The sequence below is a fragment of the Streptomyces sparsogenes subsp. cuspidosporus genome, from assembly GCF_039532705.1.
GTDB classification, from domain to species: Bacteria; Actinomycetota; Actinomycetes; order Streptomycetales; family Streptomycetaceae; genus Streptomyces; species Streptomyces sparsogenes.
On sequence record NZ_BAAASD010000001.1, the window covers coordinates 606,094 to 620,758 of the forward strand.

Annotated in this window: 15 protein-coding genes and 4 pseudogenes; 12 read left to right on the forward strand and 7 right to left on the reverse strand. The window is 70.7% G+C overall.

The annotated features are described in order from the left end of the window. Positions 1-4 precede the first annotated feature (4 nt). The 7 genes and pseudogenes from ABFY07_RS02575 (at position 5) to ABFY07_RS02605 (ending at position 7,217) form a co-directional block, all read left to right on the forward strand. Positions 5-1,180, forward strand: a complete 1,176-nt coding sequence (locus ABFY07_RS02575; RefSeq protein WP_346172806.1) for an acyl-CoA dehydrogenase family protein — start codon at positions 5-7, stop codon at positions 1,178-1,180. A gap of 23 nt (positions 1,181-1,203) precedes the next feature. Next, positions 1,204-2,562 (forward strand): ABC transporter substrate-binding protein, encoded by a 1,359-nt coding sequence (locus tag ABFY07_RS02580; RefSeq protein ID WP_346172807.1) that lies wholly within the window; start codon positions 1,204-1,206, stop codon positions 2,560-2,562. Further along, positions 2,559-3,449: a carbohydrate ABC transporter permease gene (locus tag ABFY07_RS02585; protein WP_346172808.1), complete on the forward strand. Its 891-nt coding sequence runs from the start codon at positions 2,559-2,561 to the stop codon at positions 3,447-3,449. Before ABFY07_RS02580 ends, ABFY07_RS02585 begins: the two co-directional genes overlap by 4 nt. After that, positions 3,446-4,336: a carbohydrate ABC transporter permease gene (locus tag ABFY07_RS02590; RefSeq protein WP_346172809.1), complete on the forward strand. Its 891-nt coding sequence runs from the start codon at positions 3,446-3,448 to the stop codon at positions 4,334-4,336. The genes ABFY07_RS02585 and ABFY07_RS02590 overlap by 4 nt, the downstream gene beginning before the upstream one ends. Continuing rightward, the gene (locus tag ABFY07_RS02595; RefSeq protein WP_346172810.1) at positions 4,333-5,808 is read left to right on the forward strand and encodes an LLM class flavin-dependent oxidoreductase; all 1,476 of its coding nucleotides are present in this window, start codon (positions 4,333-4,335) and stop codon (positions 5,806-5,808) included. Before ABFY07_RS02590 ends, ABFY07_RS02595 begins: the two co-directional genes overlap by 4 nt. Positions 5,809-5,882: 74 nt before the next feature. Further along, positions 5,883-6,706 (forward strand): annotated as a pseudogene (locus ABFY07_RS02600) (acyl-CoA dehydrogenase family protein). 52 nt (positions 6,707-6,758) lie between these two features. Continuing rightward, positions 6,759-7,217 (forward strand): RrF2 family transcriptional regulator, encoded by a 459-nt coding sequence (locus ABFY07_RS02605; RefSeq protein ID WP_346172811.1) that lies wholly within the window; start codon positions 6,759-6,761, stop codon positions 7,215-7,217. Between the two features lie 137 nt (positions 7,218-7,354). On the opposite strand, the gene ABFY07_RS02615 is transcribed toward ABFY07_RS02605, so the two are convergent. After that, complete coding sequence (locus ABFY07_RS02615) at positions 7,355-7,780, reverse strand: EamA family transporter (RefSeq protein ID WP_346172812.1); 426 nt, start codon at positions 7,778-7,780, stop codon at positions 7,355-7,357. On the opposite strand from ABFY07_RS02615, the gene ABFY07_RS43060 reads away from it, so the two are divergent. The 4 genes and pseudogenes from ABFY07_RS43060 to ABFY07_RS02630 all read left to right on the forward strand — a co-directional run bounded on the left by ABFY07_RS43060 (position 7,734) and on the right by ABFY07_RS02630 (position 9,833). Next, positions 7,734-8,072 carry a winged helix-turn-helix domain-containing protein gene (locus tag ABFY07_RS43060; protein WP_428836835.1) on the forward strand — a complete coding sequence of 113 codons (339 nt, stop codon included), beginning with the start codon at positions 7,734-7,736 and terminating at the stop codon, positions 8,070-8,072. The genes ABFY07_RS02615 and ABFY07_RS43060 overlap by 47 nt on opposite strands. Continuing rightward, a complete protein-coding gene (locus ABFY07_RS02620; RefSeq protein ID WP_346172813.1) occupies positions 8,069-8,641 on the forward strand; it encodes a transposase in 573 nt (190 codons plus the stop codon). Before ABFY07_RS43060 ends, ABFY07_RS02620 begins: the two co-directional genes overlap by 4 nt. Before the next feature lie 55 nt (positions 8,642-8,696). Next, positions 8,697-8,940: pseudogene (locus tag ABFY07_RS02625) on the forward strand (hypothetical protein); the annotation flags it as partial. 92 nt (positions 8,941-9,032) lie between these two features. Next, positions 9,033-9,833, forward strand: coding sequence for a nucleotidyltransferase domain-containing protein (locus ABFY07_RS02630; RefSeq protein ID WP_346172814.1), 801 nt, complete (start codon positions 9,033-9,035; stop codon positions 9,831-9,833). A 183-nt stretch (positions 9,834-10,016) separates the two neighbouring features. On the opposite strand, the gene ABFY07_RS02635 is transcribed toward ABFY07_RS02630, so the two are convergent. The 4 genes and pseudogenes from ABFY07_RS02635 to ABFY07_RS43065 all read right to left on the reverse strand — a co-directional run. Next, a complete protein-coding gene (locus ABFY07_RS02635; RefSeq protein WP_346172870.1) occupies positions 10,017-10,139 on the reverse strand; it encodes a hypothetical protein in 123 nt (40 codons plus the stop codon). 109 nt (positions 10,140-10,248) lie between these two features. Further along, positions 10,249-11,088, reverse strand: coding sequence for an ABC transporter permease (locus tag ABFY07_RS02640; protein WP_346172815.1), 840 nt, complete (start codon positions 11,086-11,088; stop codon positions 10,249-10,251). Next, positions 11,085-11,258, reverse strand: a complete 174-nt coding sequence (locus ABFY07_RS02645; RefSeq protein ID WP_346172816.1) for a hypothetical protein — start codon at positions 11,256-11,258, stop codon at positions 11,085-11,087. The genes ABFY07_RS02640 and ABFY07_RS02645 overlap by 4 nt, the downstream gene beginning before the upstream one ends. 253 nt (positions 11,259-11,511) lie before the next feature. Further along, positions 11,512-11,886: pseudogene (locus ABFY07_RS43065) on the reverse strand (ATP-binding cassette domain-containing protein); the annotation flags it as partial. 20 nt (positions 11,887-11,906) lie between these two features. On the opposite strand from ABFY07_RS43065, the pseudogene ABFY07_RS02655 reads away from it, so the two are divergent. Continuing rightward, positions 11,907-13,157: pseudogene (locus ABFY07_RS02655) on the forward strand (NF041680 family putative transposase); the annotation flags it as partial. A 50-nt stretch (positions 13,158-13,207) separates the two neighbouring features. Here the strand turns inward: ABFY07_RS02655 and ABFY07_RS02660 are convergent. After that, positions 13,208-14,263, reverse strand: coding sequence for an acyl-CoA dehydrogenase family protein (locus ABFY07_RS02660; RefSeq protein ID WP_346172818.1), 1,056 nt, complete (start codon positions 14,261-14,263; stop codon positions 13,208-13,210). Continuing rightward, positions 14,260-14,574, reverse strand: a complete 315-nt coding sequence (locus ABFY07_RS02665) for a hypothetical protein (protein ID WP_346172819.1) — start codon at positions 14,572-14,574, stop codon at positions 14,260-14,262. The genes ABFY07_RS02660 and ABFY07_RS02665 overlap by 4 nt, the downstream gene beginning before the upstream one ends. Positions 14,575-14,665: the final 91 nt, after the last annotated feature.

Sequence of the window (14,665 nt, forward strand, 5' to 3'; positions counted from 1 at the left end):
GACCATGACCACCACCGACTGGGTCGGTATCGCCCGCGCCGTCGCGGCAGATCTCGCCCAGGACGCCGCCGAACGCGACACGGCCAACAAGCCACCCTTCGAGGAAACCGAGCGGCTGCGCGCGGCCGGACTGCTCACACTCCTGGTCCCCGCCGAGTACGGCGGCGGGGGAGCGGACTGGCGCACCGCCTACGCCGTCATCCGCGAGATCGCCGCGGGGGACGGCTCGATCGGCCAACTCCTCGGATACCACTACCTGTTGTCCTGGAATCCGCGCTTCTTCGGCGAGCCCGCCACGGTCGAGCGCCTGGAGCGTGCCGCCGCCGAGGGCCAGTGGCTGTGGGGCGGCGCCTTCAACCCGCGCGACCCGGATGTCACCCTGACCCCCGACGGCGACGGCTTCAGGCTCGATGGCCGCAAGTCCTTCGCCACCGGCGCCCGCGTGGCCGACCGGCTCGTCGCCGGCGCGACACGGACCGACACCGGCGAACCCGTCGTCGTCTTCGTCGACCCGGCCCACCCCGGAGTCGTACGCAACGACGACTGGGACAACTTCGGGCAGCGGCTCTCGGCAAGCGGCAGCGTGGAGTTCCACGCCGTGCCGGTGACGGCGGACGACATCCTCGGCTCCCTCTCCCAGGACGACTACGCCCTGTCCCCGTTCGCCACGCTGGTGACCCCGGCCATCCAGTTGGTCTTCGTCCACTTCTACCTGGGCATCGCCGAGGGCGCGCTCGCCGCCGCGGCCGACTACACCCGCACCACCACCCGCCCCTGGCTGCTGTCGGGCGTCGACTCCGCCACCCAGGACCCGTACACGCTGGCCACCTACGGCGAACTCGCCGTCTCCGCACGCTCGGTCCGTCTCCTCGCCGACCACGCGGCCGAAGCGGTCCAGCGCGGCCTCGACCGCGGCCCGGACCTCACCGACGACGAACGCGGCGAGATCGCCGTCACCGTCGCCACCGCCAAGGTCGCCGCGACCCGTGCCGCCCTCGACATCACCGCCCGGATCCTCGAAGTCACCGGCGCCCGCTCCACAGCGTCCGCGTATGGCTTCGACCGCTTCTGGCGCAACGTCCGCACCCACACCCTGCACGACCCCGTCGCCTACAAGCTCCGCGAGGTCGGCGACCACTACCTCAACGGCACGCACCCGCCGTTCACTCTGTACACGTAAGCACAAGCCAGGAGAACCACCCCATGCCCGCGCCCCGCCGCTCCCCGATATCCCGCAGAACACTCCTGCGCGCCACCGCCGGCGCCGCCGCCCTCACCGCGGCCGGCCCGCTCCTCACCGCCTGCGGCGGCTCCGAGTCCGCCGCCCTCGATCCGACCGCCAAGCCCGACCTCGACGGCGTCACGCTCAAGATCCTCGCCAACCAGCCCAACGCGCTGTCCTTCCAGTACCTGAGCAAGCCCTTCGAGGAGGCAACCGGCGCCAAGCTGAAGGTGACCCCCGTTCCGTACGACAAGCTCACGGCCAAGGCCGTGCTCGACGTGCAGTCCGGGGCGGGCCAGTTCGACGTCTTCATGTACTGGTACGCGGCCGTGGGCACCCTCGCCGAGGGCGGCGTCATCGAGGACCTGACGGCGTACATCAAGGCACACAAGGACATCGAGGAGAGCGACTTCCTGCCGTCCCTGTACGACACCTACACCCTGTACGACGGCAAGCGCTGGGGCCTGCCCTACGACGGCGACACCCACATCCTCTTCTACAACACCGAGATCTTCGAGCGGCACAAGGTCGAGGCGCCCAAGACATGGGACGAGTACAACGACATCGCAGCGAAGATCACCAAGGACGCCAAGGGCAAGTACTACGGCACCATCATCGAGGCCCAGCAGGTCCCGGTGATCCTCGGCTGCGACTTCGCCAACCGACTCGCAGGATACGGCGGTTCCTTCCTCGACGACTCGGGCGCGCCCACACTCGACACCCCGGAGGCGATCGCCGCCGCCCAGGTGCTGTTCGACGCCGCGCCGCACGCCCTGCCCACCCCGCTCCAGGTCGGCTTCGACCAGGCCCTGCCCGCCTTCCTCGACGGCAAGGGCGCCATGCTCGACTTCTGGACCGACTTCGCCAAGCGCGCCCAGGACCCCAAGCAGTCCAAGGTCGTCGACAAGTGGGCCGTCACCACGCTGCCGGTCGGCGGCAGCAACACCAAGCCGCGCACCTCGCTGGACGCGGGCTTCGGGCTCGCGGTGTCCACAGCGTCCAAGCAGAAGGAGGCCGCGGCCGCCTTCGTCACGTGGGCGACGGCCGCGAAGCAGAACCTCCTCGTCCTCGCCCAGCCCGACGCGGGCGCCGACCCGATCCGCACCAGCACCCTCAACTCCGCGGCGTTCCGCAAGAATTCGCCCGACTCCTACGAGGTCGTCCGCACCGGCCTCGCGGGCGACCCGCTGCCCTGGCCGACCGTGCCCAAGGCCCCGCACCTGCTCCAGACCCTCGTGGACGAACTCGCCCTCGGCCTGCAGGGCAAGCAGAGCGCGAAGACCGCCCTGGAGAACACCCAGCGGGCCTGGGCCAAGGAACTCAAGGGAACGAAGGGATGAGCAACACCGCCCCGGTGAAGTCCGCCGTACGGGTCCCCGGCGCGCTCGCCGCGCCGTCGGTGGCCTTCCTCGCGGTCTTCGCCGCCTACCCGCTCGTCTACGTCATCGGCCTGGCCTTCACCGACTCCACCCTTGCCCGGCCGTTGCAGCGCTGGACCGGGTTCGACAACTTCCGTACGGCGCTGGAGAGCCAGTCGTTCACGGGCTCGCTGCGGCGGTCGGTGCTGTTCGCGGTGCTCGCCGCCGCCGTCCAGCTGGTTCTGGGGACCGCCCTCGCGCTCCTGCTGCGCGCCCGGGCCCGGCGCCCCGGCCTGCTGGGCACCCTCCTGCTGCTGCCGCTGGTCACCCCGCCCGTCATGGTCGGCGTGGCGTGGAAACTTCTGCTCGCCCCCGTCGGCGGCGCGCTCAACGGCGCGCTGCACGCGGTGGGCCTGCCCGGAGTGAACCCCCTCGGCAGCAGCACGGGTGCGTTCGTCACCCTCGTGGTCATCGACAGCTGGCAGTGGACCCCGTTCGTGATGCTGCTCGTGTACGCCGCCCTGCTCGGCGTCCCGGACGCCCTGCGCGAGGCCGCCGCCCTCGACGGCGCCGGCCGCTGGCGCACCCTGCGCTCCATCGTCCTGCCGTACATCGAGCCCACCCTGCTGTCGGTCCTGCTGCTGAAGCTCGTCATCGGCTTCAAGGTGTTCGACATCGTCTACGTCGTCACCGCGGGCGGTCCCGGATTCTCCACGACCACCAGCACCTACGACATCCAGCGCACCGCCCTTCAGGAGTTCGACGTCGGCGGCGCGGCAGCCGCCACCGTGCTGTTCTCGCTGCTCATCGGCCTGGTCACGAGCGTCGTCGCGGTGCGCCGGAAGCGGCATGAGGAGGTGGCTGTATGACCACGGCCCAGCTCGAACCCACCAGGGAGGCGCAGCAGCCACCGCCACCCGCCCTCAAGCCGTCTCACCGCCCCGTCACGCGCCACCGCGGGAGCGGACTCACCGCGCTGCTCGCGCTGATCGCTTTCGTCATGGCCGTCCCGGTGCTGTACGTCGCCTCGTTGTCCGTACGCTCCCGCGACGACGTCCTCAACGGCGGGCTGCTGCCCACCCGCCCCTTCTGGGAGAACTGGCCCGACGCGTTCCGAGCCGTCGACCTCGGCCACTACATCGCCAACTCCTGGACGGTCGCGACCGGTTCCGTCGTCCTCACGCTGCTGATCGCCGTTCCGGGCGCGTACTTCACCGCCCGCGCCGGACGCCGCGGGGCGAGGCTCGCGACCCTCGTGCTGTCCAGCTACTGCGCGCCACCGGTCGTGGCCGTCCTCCCGCTCTTCTCTCTCCTGCGCAACCTGGAGCTGAACAACACCGTCACGGGGCTCGCCCTCGTGGACGGGCTGGCCAATGTGCCCGTCGCGATCTGGCTCCTCGACGGCTTCGTGCGCAAGGTGCCCAAGGAGATCGAGGAGGCCGCCTGGCTCGACGGGCTCGGCACCTGGGCGAGCCTGCGGCGTGTCGTCCTGCCGCTGATCTCGCCGGGCGTCGCGGCCGCCGCGCTGATCTGCTTCTTCCTCAGCTACAACGAGTTCCTCTTCGCCGTGAGCTTCGCCCAGGACAGCAGCGCACAGACCCTGCCCGTCCTGCTCTCGCTCTTCCAGGGCGACAAGAACGTCGAGTTCGGCCAGCAGGCCGTCGTGTCCCTGCTCGGCGTCGCGCCCGTCTACGTCCTCGCCGTGGCCGCCCAGCACCGGCTCGTCGCCGGCCTGTCCTCCGGAGCCCTCAAGTGACCCTCCCACCCGTCACCCACCACCACCCTCAACGGAAGCGCTCCGTGCTGCTGAGCCGGAACCGCCGTCGTATCCATCTCAACGCCTTCGACATGGCCTGCGTCGGCCACCAATCGCCCGGCCTGTGGCGCCACCCCGACGACCAGGCACACCGCTACACCGACCTCGCCTACTGGACCGACCTGGCGCGGCTGCTGGACCGCGGCGGCTTCGACTCCCTCTTCATCGCCGACGTGCTCGGCGTGTACGACGTGTACCAGGGCTCGCGTGACGCCGCCGTCCGCCAAGGCGCGCAGATCCCGCTGTCCGACCCGCTGCCCGCTGTCTCCGCGATGGCGGCGGTGACCGAACGCCTCGGCTTCGGCATCACGGTGTCCCTGACCTACGAGCAGCCGTACAAACTCGCCCGCACCCTCACCACCCTCGACCACCTCACCAAGGGCCGCATCGCCTGGAACGTCGTCACCTCCTACCTGGAGAGCGCCGCCCGCAACCTGGGCCTCGGCGAACAGGTCGCGCACGACGACCGCTACGAGGTCGCCGAGGAGTTCCTGGAGGTCTGCTACAAGCTCTGGGAGTACTCCTGGGACGACGACGCGGTCGTGCGCGACCGCGAGCGTGGCATCTACACGGACCCCGGCCGTATCCGCGACATCGCCCACAAGGGCCGCCACTTCACCGTGCCGGGCGTCTTCCTGTCCGAGCCGTCCCCCCAGCGCACCCCGGTCATCTTCCAGGCCGGCGCCTCCCCGCGCGGTCGGGCCTTCGCTGCCCGGCACGGCGAGGGCGTCTTCATCAACGCCGTCAGCCCGCAGGCCACCCGCCGCGTCGTCGACGACATCCGGGCCAAGGCCGCCGCAGAGGGCCGCGACCCGTACAGCGTCAAGATCTTCATCCTGCTCACAGCCATCACCGCCCCCACTGACGAGGAGGCCCGCGCCAAGTACGACGACCTCATCTCCTACGCCTCCTACGAGGGCGCCCTCGCCCTCTACGGCGGCTGGAGCGGCCTCGACCTGTCCGAACTCGCGCCGGACCAGCCCCTGGAGTACGTCGACACCGACGCGGTCCGCTCGGCGCTCGCGATCTTCTCCACTGCCGATCCGACCCGCCGCTGGACCCCCGACCAGGTCGCCCGCTACCTGGGCATCGGCGGCATCGGCCCCGTGGTGGTGGGCTCCCCGGCGACGGTCGCCGACGAACTGGAGCGCTGGGTCGAGGAGGCCGACATCGACGGCTTCAACCTCGCCTACGCCACCACGCCCGGCACCTTCGCCGACTTCGTCGACCTCGTCGTCCCGGAACTGCGCAGCCGCGGCAGGATCCCGGCCCCGTCCGGCGGCGCCACGCTCCGCGAACGCCTCCACGGCGCGGCCGGCGGCCCCCGGGTCAGGGAGGACCACCCGGCCGCCCGCCATCGCGAACTCGCCATCCGGGAGCGTGAATCAGCCGGAACACACCAGCTTTCCTGATTTTCCAATCGAATTACTAGGGAACGGCGGGCGAGGTGACCGACCCGGGAGCCGGGCAGGCCGACTGGCTGCGCATGGCCCGTGAGATGGCGGACGACCTGGCCACGGACGCGGTCGAGCGCGAACAGGCCGGCAAGGCACCGCTCGACGAGGTGGCGCGGTTGCGCGAGGCAGGGCTGCTCACCTTGCCGGCACCGGCCGGTACACGGCGCGGGAGACGCGGAGGCGCGGACTGGCGTACGGCCTACGCGGTCGTCCGGACCGTCGCGCCTGGCGGCCGGTGGCGGCGTGGAGTTCGATTCCGTGCCGGTCGCGGCCGACGATGTGCTCGGCTCCCTCTCGCCGGACGAGGGCATCCTGTCGCCCTTCGCCTCTCTGGCCGCGCCCACCGCGCGTCTGGTCTCCGTGCAGTTCTGTCTTGGCGTGGCAGAGGGCCCGCGGGCCGAGGTTCGCGAGTGCGGAAGGGGCACGAGGTCCCCCTGGCAGCCGTTCTCGCCTCAGCCCTGGCCGGACAGCCCGTCGCAAGATCCGTACGCGCTGACCGTGTACGGCGAGCCCACCGTCGTCGCCCGTGCCGCGTCCGCCCTGGCCGAGCAGGCGGTGGACGTCCTGGTGCGCGGCCTCGTACAGGGGGGAGGATCTCGACGACGAGGAGTGCGCGGAGATCGCCGTCCTCGCGAGCGTTGCCGAGTCTGCCGCCTCCCGGGCCGCGCAGGAGATCACCACCCGTGCCCTGGACGTCATCGGCGCCGACGCCGCCTCCGCGCGGCACGGCTTCGACCGCTTCTGATGCAACGCCCGGACACACACCCCGCGCGAGCCGGTCGCCCACAGACTGCGCGAGGTGGGCGACTACTTCCTCAACGGCGCGCACCCACCCTTCGCCCTTCCAGCCTGACCCCGGGGCGACCGGTGCGGGGGCCGACACGACAGTGATGGATAATCGCGGCATGCGGATCTCGGCGCGGGCGGACTATGCGGTGCGGGCGGCACTGGAGCTGGCCGCATCAGGGAGTGAGGCCGCGCTCAAGGCCGAGGCGATCGCAGCGGCGCAGGGCATCCCGCACAAATTCCTGGAGGGCATCCTCGGCGACCTGCGCCGGGGCGGTCTTGTGGTCAGCCAGCGGGGCGGCAAGGGCGGCTACCGGCTCGCCCGCCCGGCGGAGTCGATCGCCATCGCCGACGTCATCCGCGTCGTGGACGGCCCCCTGGTCTCGGTGCGGGGGGTGCGCCCACCCGGGCTCTCCTACTGTGGTCCCGCGGAGTCGCTGCTGCCGCTGTGGATCGCCGTACGCGCCAACGTCCGGAAGGTCCTCGGCGAGGTCACCCTGGCCCACGTGGCCGCGGCCAAGCTGCCCGACGAGGTCCTGAGCCTCGCGGAGGACCCCGAGGCCTGGACGAATCCCTGACCGACGTCCGGTGAACGGCCGGTGGTGGCAGCCGAGCGGGTGGGCCGGATCGTAGACCGGCCGCACTGGCAGCAGCGCCGAGAGCTGGGCCCACATCGATGTGCTCAGCCATGAAGGCAGTGCAGGCACAAGTCTCCTCACGCCAGGCCGGCTCGATGCTGGGCCGTCCACGCGATCGTTACGCCGAGCATGACGAGGAGACCGCCGATGGCGCTTCCTGCTGAGAGGCGTTCGCCGAGCACGATGATGCCACCGGTCACGCCGATCAGGGTTTCCAAGAAGAGCGGCAGGCCGGCCCGGGTGCTTCCCGAGCGGGCCACGGCCAGGTTCCATAGCAGCATGCCGGCCACGGTGCTGCCGAGGGCGAGGAACGTCAGTTCGCCCCAGGCCGCCCGTGGCAGGGCGGCGAGCTGGTGTGTGGGGATCATCCATGTGAGTGCCAGGTAGGGAACGGCTCCGGCCACGGTGGAGGCCGCAGTGGCTGCCCGGGGGCCGTGGACGAGGCCGGCGAAACGGGTGTGGGAGGAAGGCGGCGCTGATGCCTTGCGGCGGCGCCCGGCCACCGGTCGTCCGCCGAAACTGGACGATGCCCAGGTCGAGCAGGTGCGGATTGCGCTGGAGCGGGGCGCCCAGGCACATGGCTTCGAGGCTGATCTGTGGAGGCTGGAGCGTGTCGGTCTGGTGGTCGAGCGAGTGACGGGAGTAGTCCTGTCGCGGGCGTCGGTCTGGCGTCTGCTGACAAGTCGGCTGGGATGGAGCCTGCAGCGGCCGGAGCGTCGGGCGGTGGAGCGGGACGAGTCCGAGATCGCCCGCTGGGTCGCTCATGAGTGGCCGCGCATCAAAAGGGGGCGATGAACAAACGTGCCTGGATCGTCTTCCTCGACGAATCAGGCGTTTCGCTGCTGCCTCAGGTCCGCCGTACCTATGCACCCCGCGGCCGCACTCCGCTCCTGCGGCACCGGCTGAACTGGAAGCGCGCCTCGATGGCCGCAGCCCTCGGCTACCACGCCGCCGACCCCGACCGCGGGCCTCGCCTGTGCTTTCACCTCAAGCCCGGCAGCTATGACACCGCCGCCCTCATCGGGGTCCTTGAACAACTCAAGGTGTTCTACAGCGGAGAGCGGGTGGTGCTGGTCTGGGACGGACTGTCCGCCCACTGGAGCCGGACCATGCGGGCCTGGGTCGCCGAACAGGACTGGCTGACCCTGGAGCGATTACCGGCCTACGCCCCTGAGCTCAACCCGGTGGAACTGCTGGGTTCCTCGCTCAAGAAACGCGAACTCGCCAACCTCGCCGGCAACCACCTCGCAGACGTCGCCGACGCCACCGAACAAGGTATCCACCGCATCAACCAGAACGATCAACTCCCCTGGTCCTACCTCGCCCACACCGGACTCACCATCCACCCACCCCCGCAGAACTAACGAAAAACTCGGTAAGAGCGGTTTTTCTTCCTGGACGACGCGGACCGGGAGCGTGACGAAGCTGCTGGCCAGGGCGGAGCGCGAGAGAGCGAGGGAGCAGCTGAAACGCTGCCGCGGGTCGAGCCGGCGTCGGCGAAGCCGGCGACCGCCTTCCAGGTCGTGTTCGACACCACGAGCGAGCAGGTCGACACGGACACCGGGGAGATCACGCGGCCGAAGGTGGAAACCCAGAGGCAATGGGGGCGGCCATCGAGCAGGTGGTGCCCCGCCACGAGCCGGCCGCGGTGATCGCCGCGCTGTCATGCCGCTGCGTGCAGGGAACCACTGCGTTCCTTCCGGCGCCGACACTGGCGGCTTCGAGTTTGTCTCGGCGATGCTCCATACTGGCCGGATGGGCGCCAAGACTGGGCTGTTTCGTGCCGTTCCTGCCGAGGTGCGGCCCTACCTGACGGAGCTCGTACGCCGCACGCGAGCGGTGTGCGGCCCTGGGCTGACCGGAGTGGTCGCGGTCGGTTCCCTCGCGCTCGGCGACTACCGGCACGGCCGCAGTGACATCGACGTCACGGTCGTCGTAGAGGGGCCGCCTCCGGCCGCGGCCCTGCGGGAACTGGCCGACGCTCTCGATCACCGGCGGCTGCCGTGCCCGGCGGCGGGGCTGGAACTGGTCGTCTACGCGGCGGCCTTCGCCCGTGTCCCGTCCGGGGAGGCCGGCTACCTGCTGGATCTGAACACCGGCGCTCAGCTGCCGGGCCGTGTTGCCTTCGACACGGCCGGGGCGCCGTCGTTCTGGTACGTCATCGACCGCTCCGTGGCCCATCAGGACGGGATTGCGCTGTACGGCCCGCCCGCATCGGAGGTGATCGCGGCGCCCCGGCCGACGGACCTGTACACCGCGATCCGGGCCTCGGTGCGCGAGCACGGCGACGGTGAGGGGCATCTCGCCGACAACCGGGTCCTCAACGGCTGCCGCTCCGTGGTCTACTGCCGCTCCGGGCGCTGGGTCGCCAAACGCGACGCGGCCGGGCAGGTCGCCGCCGCGGAGGAGGACTTCCGCCCGCTGATCGAGGCCGCGGTCCGCAGCTTCGAACGTCCTCGCGCCGCCGCGCTGTCCCTCCCCGATCCGCAGGTCCGGGCGTTCCTCGCCTGGGTGCGAGCGCGCGTCGACGAGAACGCCGCGGCGGTCGGCGCCTGAGAGGGCATTGTCGCGGTGGACGACCAAGGGGCCGCGGTATGCCTTGACGTCATGAGGCGCGCAGTTGCCCGCGTACTCTCCGGGCTGCTTCGGGATGCGGATGCCCCAGCCTTCCCCTGCCATCTTCGAGCGGGCCGGGGTCTCGGAGTCCGGCACCGCCAGCCGCTTCGTTCAGGCCGGAGCCTACGGGCCGTCGTAGCCGTATTCCGCGCACCAGCCCAGCCAGGAGAGCATCGCCGCCCGGCGGGTGCCGTCGGAGTACTTCTGCCAGCCGCAGCGGGTCTTCCCGGCGGCGGTGGTGCTCACTAAATGCGTACACCTCGCCCTGGCGGCCGGAATGCCCCCCGCAGGTCGCGAAGATCACCGTATGGGGTCTGCCGCAGTAGATCCGGTATTTGCTGTGGCAGACGCGTGGTCAGGGCTGCACCCGCCGGGCGAAGCGGCGGAGGGCGAGGTAGCCCAGAGCGGCGGTGCCGAGGGTGAGGGCGGTGAGATAGGCCCAGGTGGGCATGTGGCCGATGGAGGGCGTGAGGTTGGCGCGTAGGCCCTCGCTCATGTAGACGAGCGGGTTGGCCAGGGTCAGGACCTGGACCCAGCGGATGGGGTGCAGAGCGGTCCACGGGTAGTAGACGCAGCCCAGCATGGTGGCGGCGGCCAGGAGCAGGCCGAGCAGCGGCCCGAAGGCGGAGGCGTCGACCGCGGTTCCGAGCAGCAGCCCGAGGGTGGAGGCGAGCAGCGCGCTGAGGACCAGTGTGGTCAGCAGCAGGGGCCAGTTGTCGATGTGGGCTCGGGGCGCGTTGCCGGGGGCGTGGACGAGCCAGACGATCGGGACGACGACGAGGGTCGAGACGAGGCCGAAGATCGCGGATGAGGTGATCTTCTGCAGGCCCAGGGCCCAGACGGGCAGGGGCGCCAGGGCGCGGTCGGTGATCTCGCGGCCGGGGCCGAGTTCGGCGGCCAGCGGCCCGGTGACGGACATGATGCTCTGCAGCGTGAGGGTGCTGGCGATCAGGCCGGGCAGCAGGATCGTGGAGAACGAGGTCGCGCCGCCCAGTCCGCTGCCGATGCTGGGCATGACGTAGGCGAAGGCGAAGGTGAACAGCAGCGGCTGGAGGCCGACCTGGGTGAGCAGTGCGGGCAGGTTGCGGCCCAGGACGTGCAGGTCGCGCATGGTCAGCGCAAGGTAGGCGTGCCGGGCGGCCCGGCGGGACGACAGCGGGCGGGGGGTGGCGGCGATGGGGTTCGCGGTGGTCATGGCGTGTAGTCACGTCCGGTCAGGGTGAGGAAGGCGGTCTGCAGGCTGGGTGGTGTGGTGGTAGCGTCGCGGACGGTGAGCCCGGCCGCGCTGCCGATTCGCAGCAGGTGGCCCAGGACGCCGTCGGGATGCGTGGTGCGGACCCGTACGGTCGGGCCGTCGACGGCCACGTCGTGGGGGCCGCCGGGGATGTTGTGCAGGGCATCGGCGGCCGGGGTGGCATCGGCGTCGTAGTGGACGGTGATGACTGTCTGCGCTCCGCTGGACGCCTTGATCGCCTGGGGGGGGGGTGTCGCAGGCGAGCAGGTGCCCGTGGTCGATGACGGCCAGGCGTTGGCACAGGGCCTCGGCCTCGTCGAGGTAGTGGGTGGTCAGCACCACGGTCTGGCCGGTCTCATGCAGGCTTGCGATGATCTGCCAGAGGTCGTCGCGTGCCTGCGGGTCGACGCCCGCGGTGGGTTCGTCGAGGAAGAGCACCTCCGGCAGGTGCATCAGGGCCCGGCCGATCATGACGCGGCGGGCCTGGCCGCCGGAGAGCTGGTGAGCTTTGGCGTCGGCCTTGTCGGCGAGGCCGAACTGTTCCAGCAGTTCGAGCGCGCGGCGGCGGGCGGCTGGGGCAGGCATGCCGAAGTAGCGGCCGCGGAAGGCCAGGTTGTCCGAGACTGCGAGCGCGCGGTCCAGGGTGTTGGCCTGGGAGACCACGCCGATGCGGGACTTCACGCCGACCGGGTCGGCACTCACCTCGTGCTCGGCGACCCACGCCTTTCCGGCGCTGGGCGCGACCAGGGTGGTGAGCATGCCGATGGTGGTGGACTTCCGGAGCAATGTATGGCGGCCTGAACCACGGCCGGCTCGACGTCGATCGGCTGCGGGCGGTGCTGGCCGGGCTGTCGCTGCCGCGTTTCGACGGCGGGCGCCTGGTCCTGGCGGTCGATGTGTCGCCATGGCTTCGCTCGGACGCGCCGTGTTCGGCGGAGCGCCTGTTCTGCCACGTCTACGGCCGTGCGAAGACGGCGTCGCAGTTCATTCCGGGCTGGCCCTACTCCTTTGTCGCCGTGCTGGAGCCGGGTGCCACGTCCTGGACCGCGATCCTGGACGCCGTGCGGCTCGGGCCGGTGGACGACGCGACCGCGATCACCGCCGCCCAACTGCGGGGCGTCGTGGAGCGGCTCATCACTGCGGGCCAGTGGCAGGCCGGGGACCCGCATATCGTGATCGTCAGCGACGCCGGCTACGACGTCACCAGCCTGGCGTGGGTCCTGCGTGACCTGCCCGTCGAACTGGTCGGCAGGGTCCGGTCCGACCGCGTCATGCGATTGCCGAAGCCGCCCCGCCAGCCGGGGACGAACGGTCGGCCGCCCAAGCACGGCCCGGAGTTCCGCTTCACCAAGCCGGAGACCTGGCCCGAGCCCGCGATCACCACGGTCACGGACACCATCAACTACGGCAAGGCCGAAACGCAGGCGTGGGACCGGGTCCACCCCCGGCTCACCCACCGTTCCTCATGGCTCGACCACGACGGCGAACTTCCTTTGGTCGAGGGCACATTGATTCGGCTGAAGGTCGAGCACCTGTCGAAGGACCGGGACGCTCCACCAGTGTGGCTATGGTCCTCGAAGACCGGCGTGACCCCGGACGATGTGGACCGATTCTGGCAGGCATTCCTCCGCCGTTTCGATCTGGAGCACACCTTCCGTTTCGCGAAGCAGACCCTGGGCTGGACCACCCCGAAACTGCGTACTCCCAAGGCAGCGGACCGCTGGACCTGGATCCTGATCGTCGCGCACACCCAGCTCCGGCTCGCCCGACCGCTCGCCGCGGACCTCCGCCGGCCCTGGGAGAAACCCAGCAGGTCCGACCGGCTCACCCCTGCCCGGGTCCGCCGGGGATTCAGGAACATCCGCGCTCACCTCGCCTGCCCGGCCCGTGTTCCAAAACCCCGAGGCGTCGGCCCCGGCCGCCCGCCCGGCGCCAGGAACAAACACCGAGCACCCCGATACGAGGTCGGCAAGACCGTCAAACGCCCCGAGACACTCAAGGCCATCGGCAAGCCCGGACGATCTTGGTAGATAAAGAACAAGCTTACGGACGGTGTCAGTCGTGATGAGCCCGGTCCTCATCAGGAAACCGCCTTCGTCGTGTCGCCATTCACAGCGGTGGTCTCGGTGTCGGACACAGTCCGGGCCGGGCGCGCGGCCTCCAAATCGGCGGCAGCGAAACGACGGGCCATGAGGTCCCGCGTCATCGCGCCGGAGTGGGAGCGGTAGGCGCTGAAATCCCGCCAGTAGCGTTCGGTACGGGACCCCTGGCGAAGCGCACTCGCTCCGCCGGTGCGGACCAGGAGGTCCATCGCCTCGGTGGCGTACCGTCCGCCTTGCGCGCACAGGTTCGTCAGGCGCAGGTCGTCGGCGAGGCCGAACTCGCCCTCGCCCCGTACGCCGCGCTCGCAGAAGTCGTGGTACTTCTCTCCCACTTGCTGCAGCACCGCGACGGCGGCGTCGAGCAGCGAGCATGCCTCGCCGTACCACTGCTGGTAGTGGGCGTCGTCCGCGCGCAGCCCGTGCGGGCTCCACATCGGCTTCTTCTCCAGCAACGCCGACCGGTACTCGTCGAGCATGGCGCGACCGATGCCGGTCGCGACAGCGAGACTCTCGCCGAAGAAGAAACCCGTGAGGCGACCCGCGTACATGGGATTGCCGTGCAGAGCCATGCCGACGGGCTCGGCCCACATATGGTCCTGCCCCTCGGCCTCGCGCACGTTGCCTCGCGGTACCACGGCGTTCTCCAGTCGGATGGAGGGTGAGCCGCTGCCCCGCAGGCCGATGCCGTCGCCCCAGTCGTCGAGCACCGTGTAGCACGACCGCGGCACCACCGCGATGCCGAAGCTGGGTGTGCCGTCCTCGCCGGGGGGCAACGCGACGCTGCCGAGCGCGTGGGTCGAGTACGGAGCCCCCGAGTTGTAACTCCAGGTGCCCGTCAGTTCCCAGCCGTCACGGTGGGGAACCGCGCGGACCGAGGGGACGATGCGGTGGGGTGCGATGAAGTGTCCGTCCTTGCCCATCACCTCGGCCTGGACGTCGGGACCGAACTGTGAGGCGAACGCGAGCGCGTGTCCCGCGCCGAGGGCCAGGCACCAGCCCGTGGAGGGGCAGCCCCGGGCGATCTCGACGATCACCAGAACTCGGGCACCCGCAGCTCGTAGCCGCCGAAGGTCCTGGGCTGGAGCATGCGGTAGAAGCCGTCCCGCAGGAAGACCTCGTGCGTCTCCTGCGAGTAGTACGTCCGCTGCTCCGTCGCCTCCTGCTCGGAGCGGAGGTGGTCGCGCAGGTCGCGGGCCCGGCGCACGAAGTCTTCGGCGGTGAGGCCGGGTTCGGGCTGGGCCAGCAGGGGGCGCATCGGACGAGCGTCACCCGTCGGGTGGGTCTGCACGAGAGGGGAGGCCGGTGTGGGGTGGCTGGCGCGGGGGTTGCCGTCAACGGCGGTCATCGTCGCTCCTCGGTTGTCGCTGCATACCCCGCCTGCCGCACCTGCACATGGCGGGGCCGCCGGGCGGCAGCCACGGATTCAGTCCCGTAGC

Excerpts from the sequence above, each read along its gene's own strand:
- ABFY07_RS02575 (WP_346172806.1), top strand. The coding sequence starts at position 5 with ATGACCACCACCGACTGGGTCGGTATCGCCCGCGCCGTCGCGGCAGAT.
- ABFY07_RS02580 (WP_346172807.1), top strand. The coding sequence starts at position 1,204 with ATGCCCGCGCCCCGCCGCTCCCCGATATCCCGCAGAACACTCCTGCGC.
- ABFY07_RS02585 (WP_346172808.1), top strand. The coding sequence starts at position 2,559 with ATGAGCAACACCGCCCCGGTGAAGTCCGCCGTACGGGTCCCCGGCGCG.
- ABFY07_RS02590 (WP_346172809.1), top strand. The coding sequence starts at position 3,446 with ATGACCACGGCCCAGCTCGAACCCACCAGGGAGGCGCAGCAGCCACCG.
- ABFY07_RS02605 (WP_346172811.1), top strand. The coding sequence starts at position 6,759 with ATGCGGATCTCGGCGCGGGCGGACTATGCGGTGCGGGCGGCACTGGAG.
- ABFY07_RS02620 (WP_346172813.1), top strand. The coding sequence starts at position 8,069 with ATGAACAAACGTGCCTGGATCGTCTTCCTCGACGAATCAGGCGTTTCG.
- ABFY07_RS02630 (WP_346172814.1), top strand. The coding sequence starts at position 9,033 with ATGGGCGCCAAGACTGGGCTGTTTCGTGCCGTTCCTGCCGAGGTGCGG.
- ABFY07_RS02640 (WP_346172815.1), bottom strand. The coding sequence starts at position 11,088 with ATGACCACCGCGAACCCCATCGCCGCCACCCCCCGCCCGCTGTCGTCC.
- ABFY07_RS02665 (WP_346172819.1), bottom strand. The coding sequence starts at position 14,574 with ATGACCGCCGTTGACGGCAACCCCCGCGCCAGCCACCCCACACCGGCC.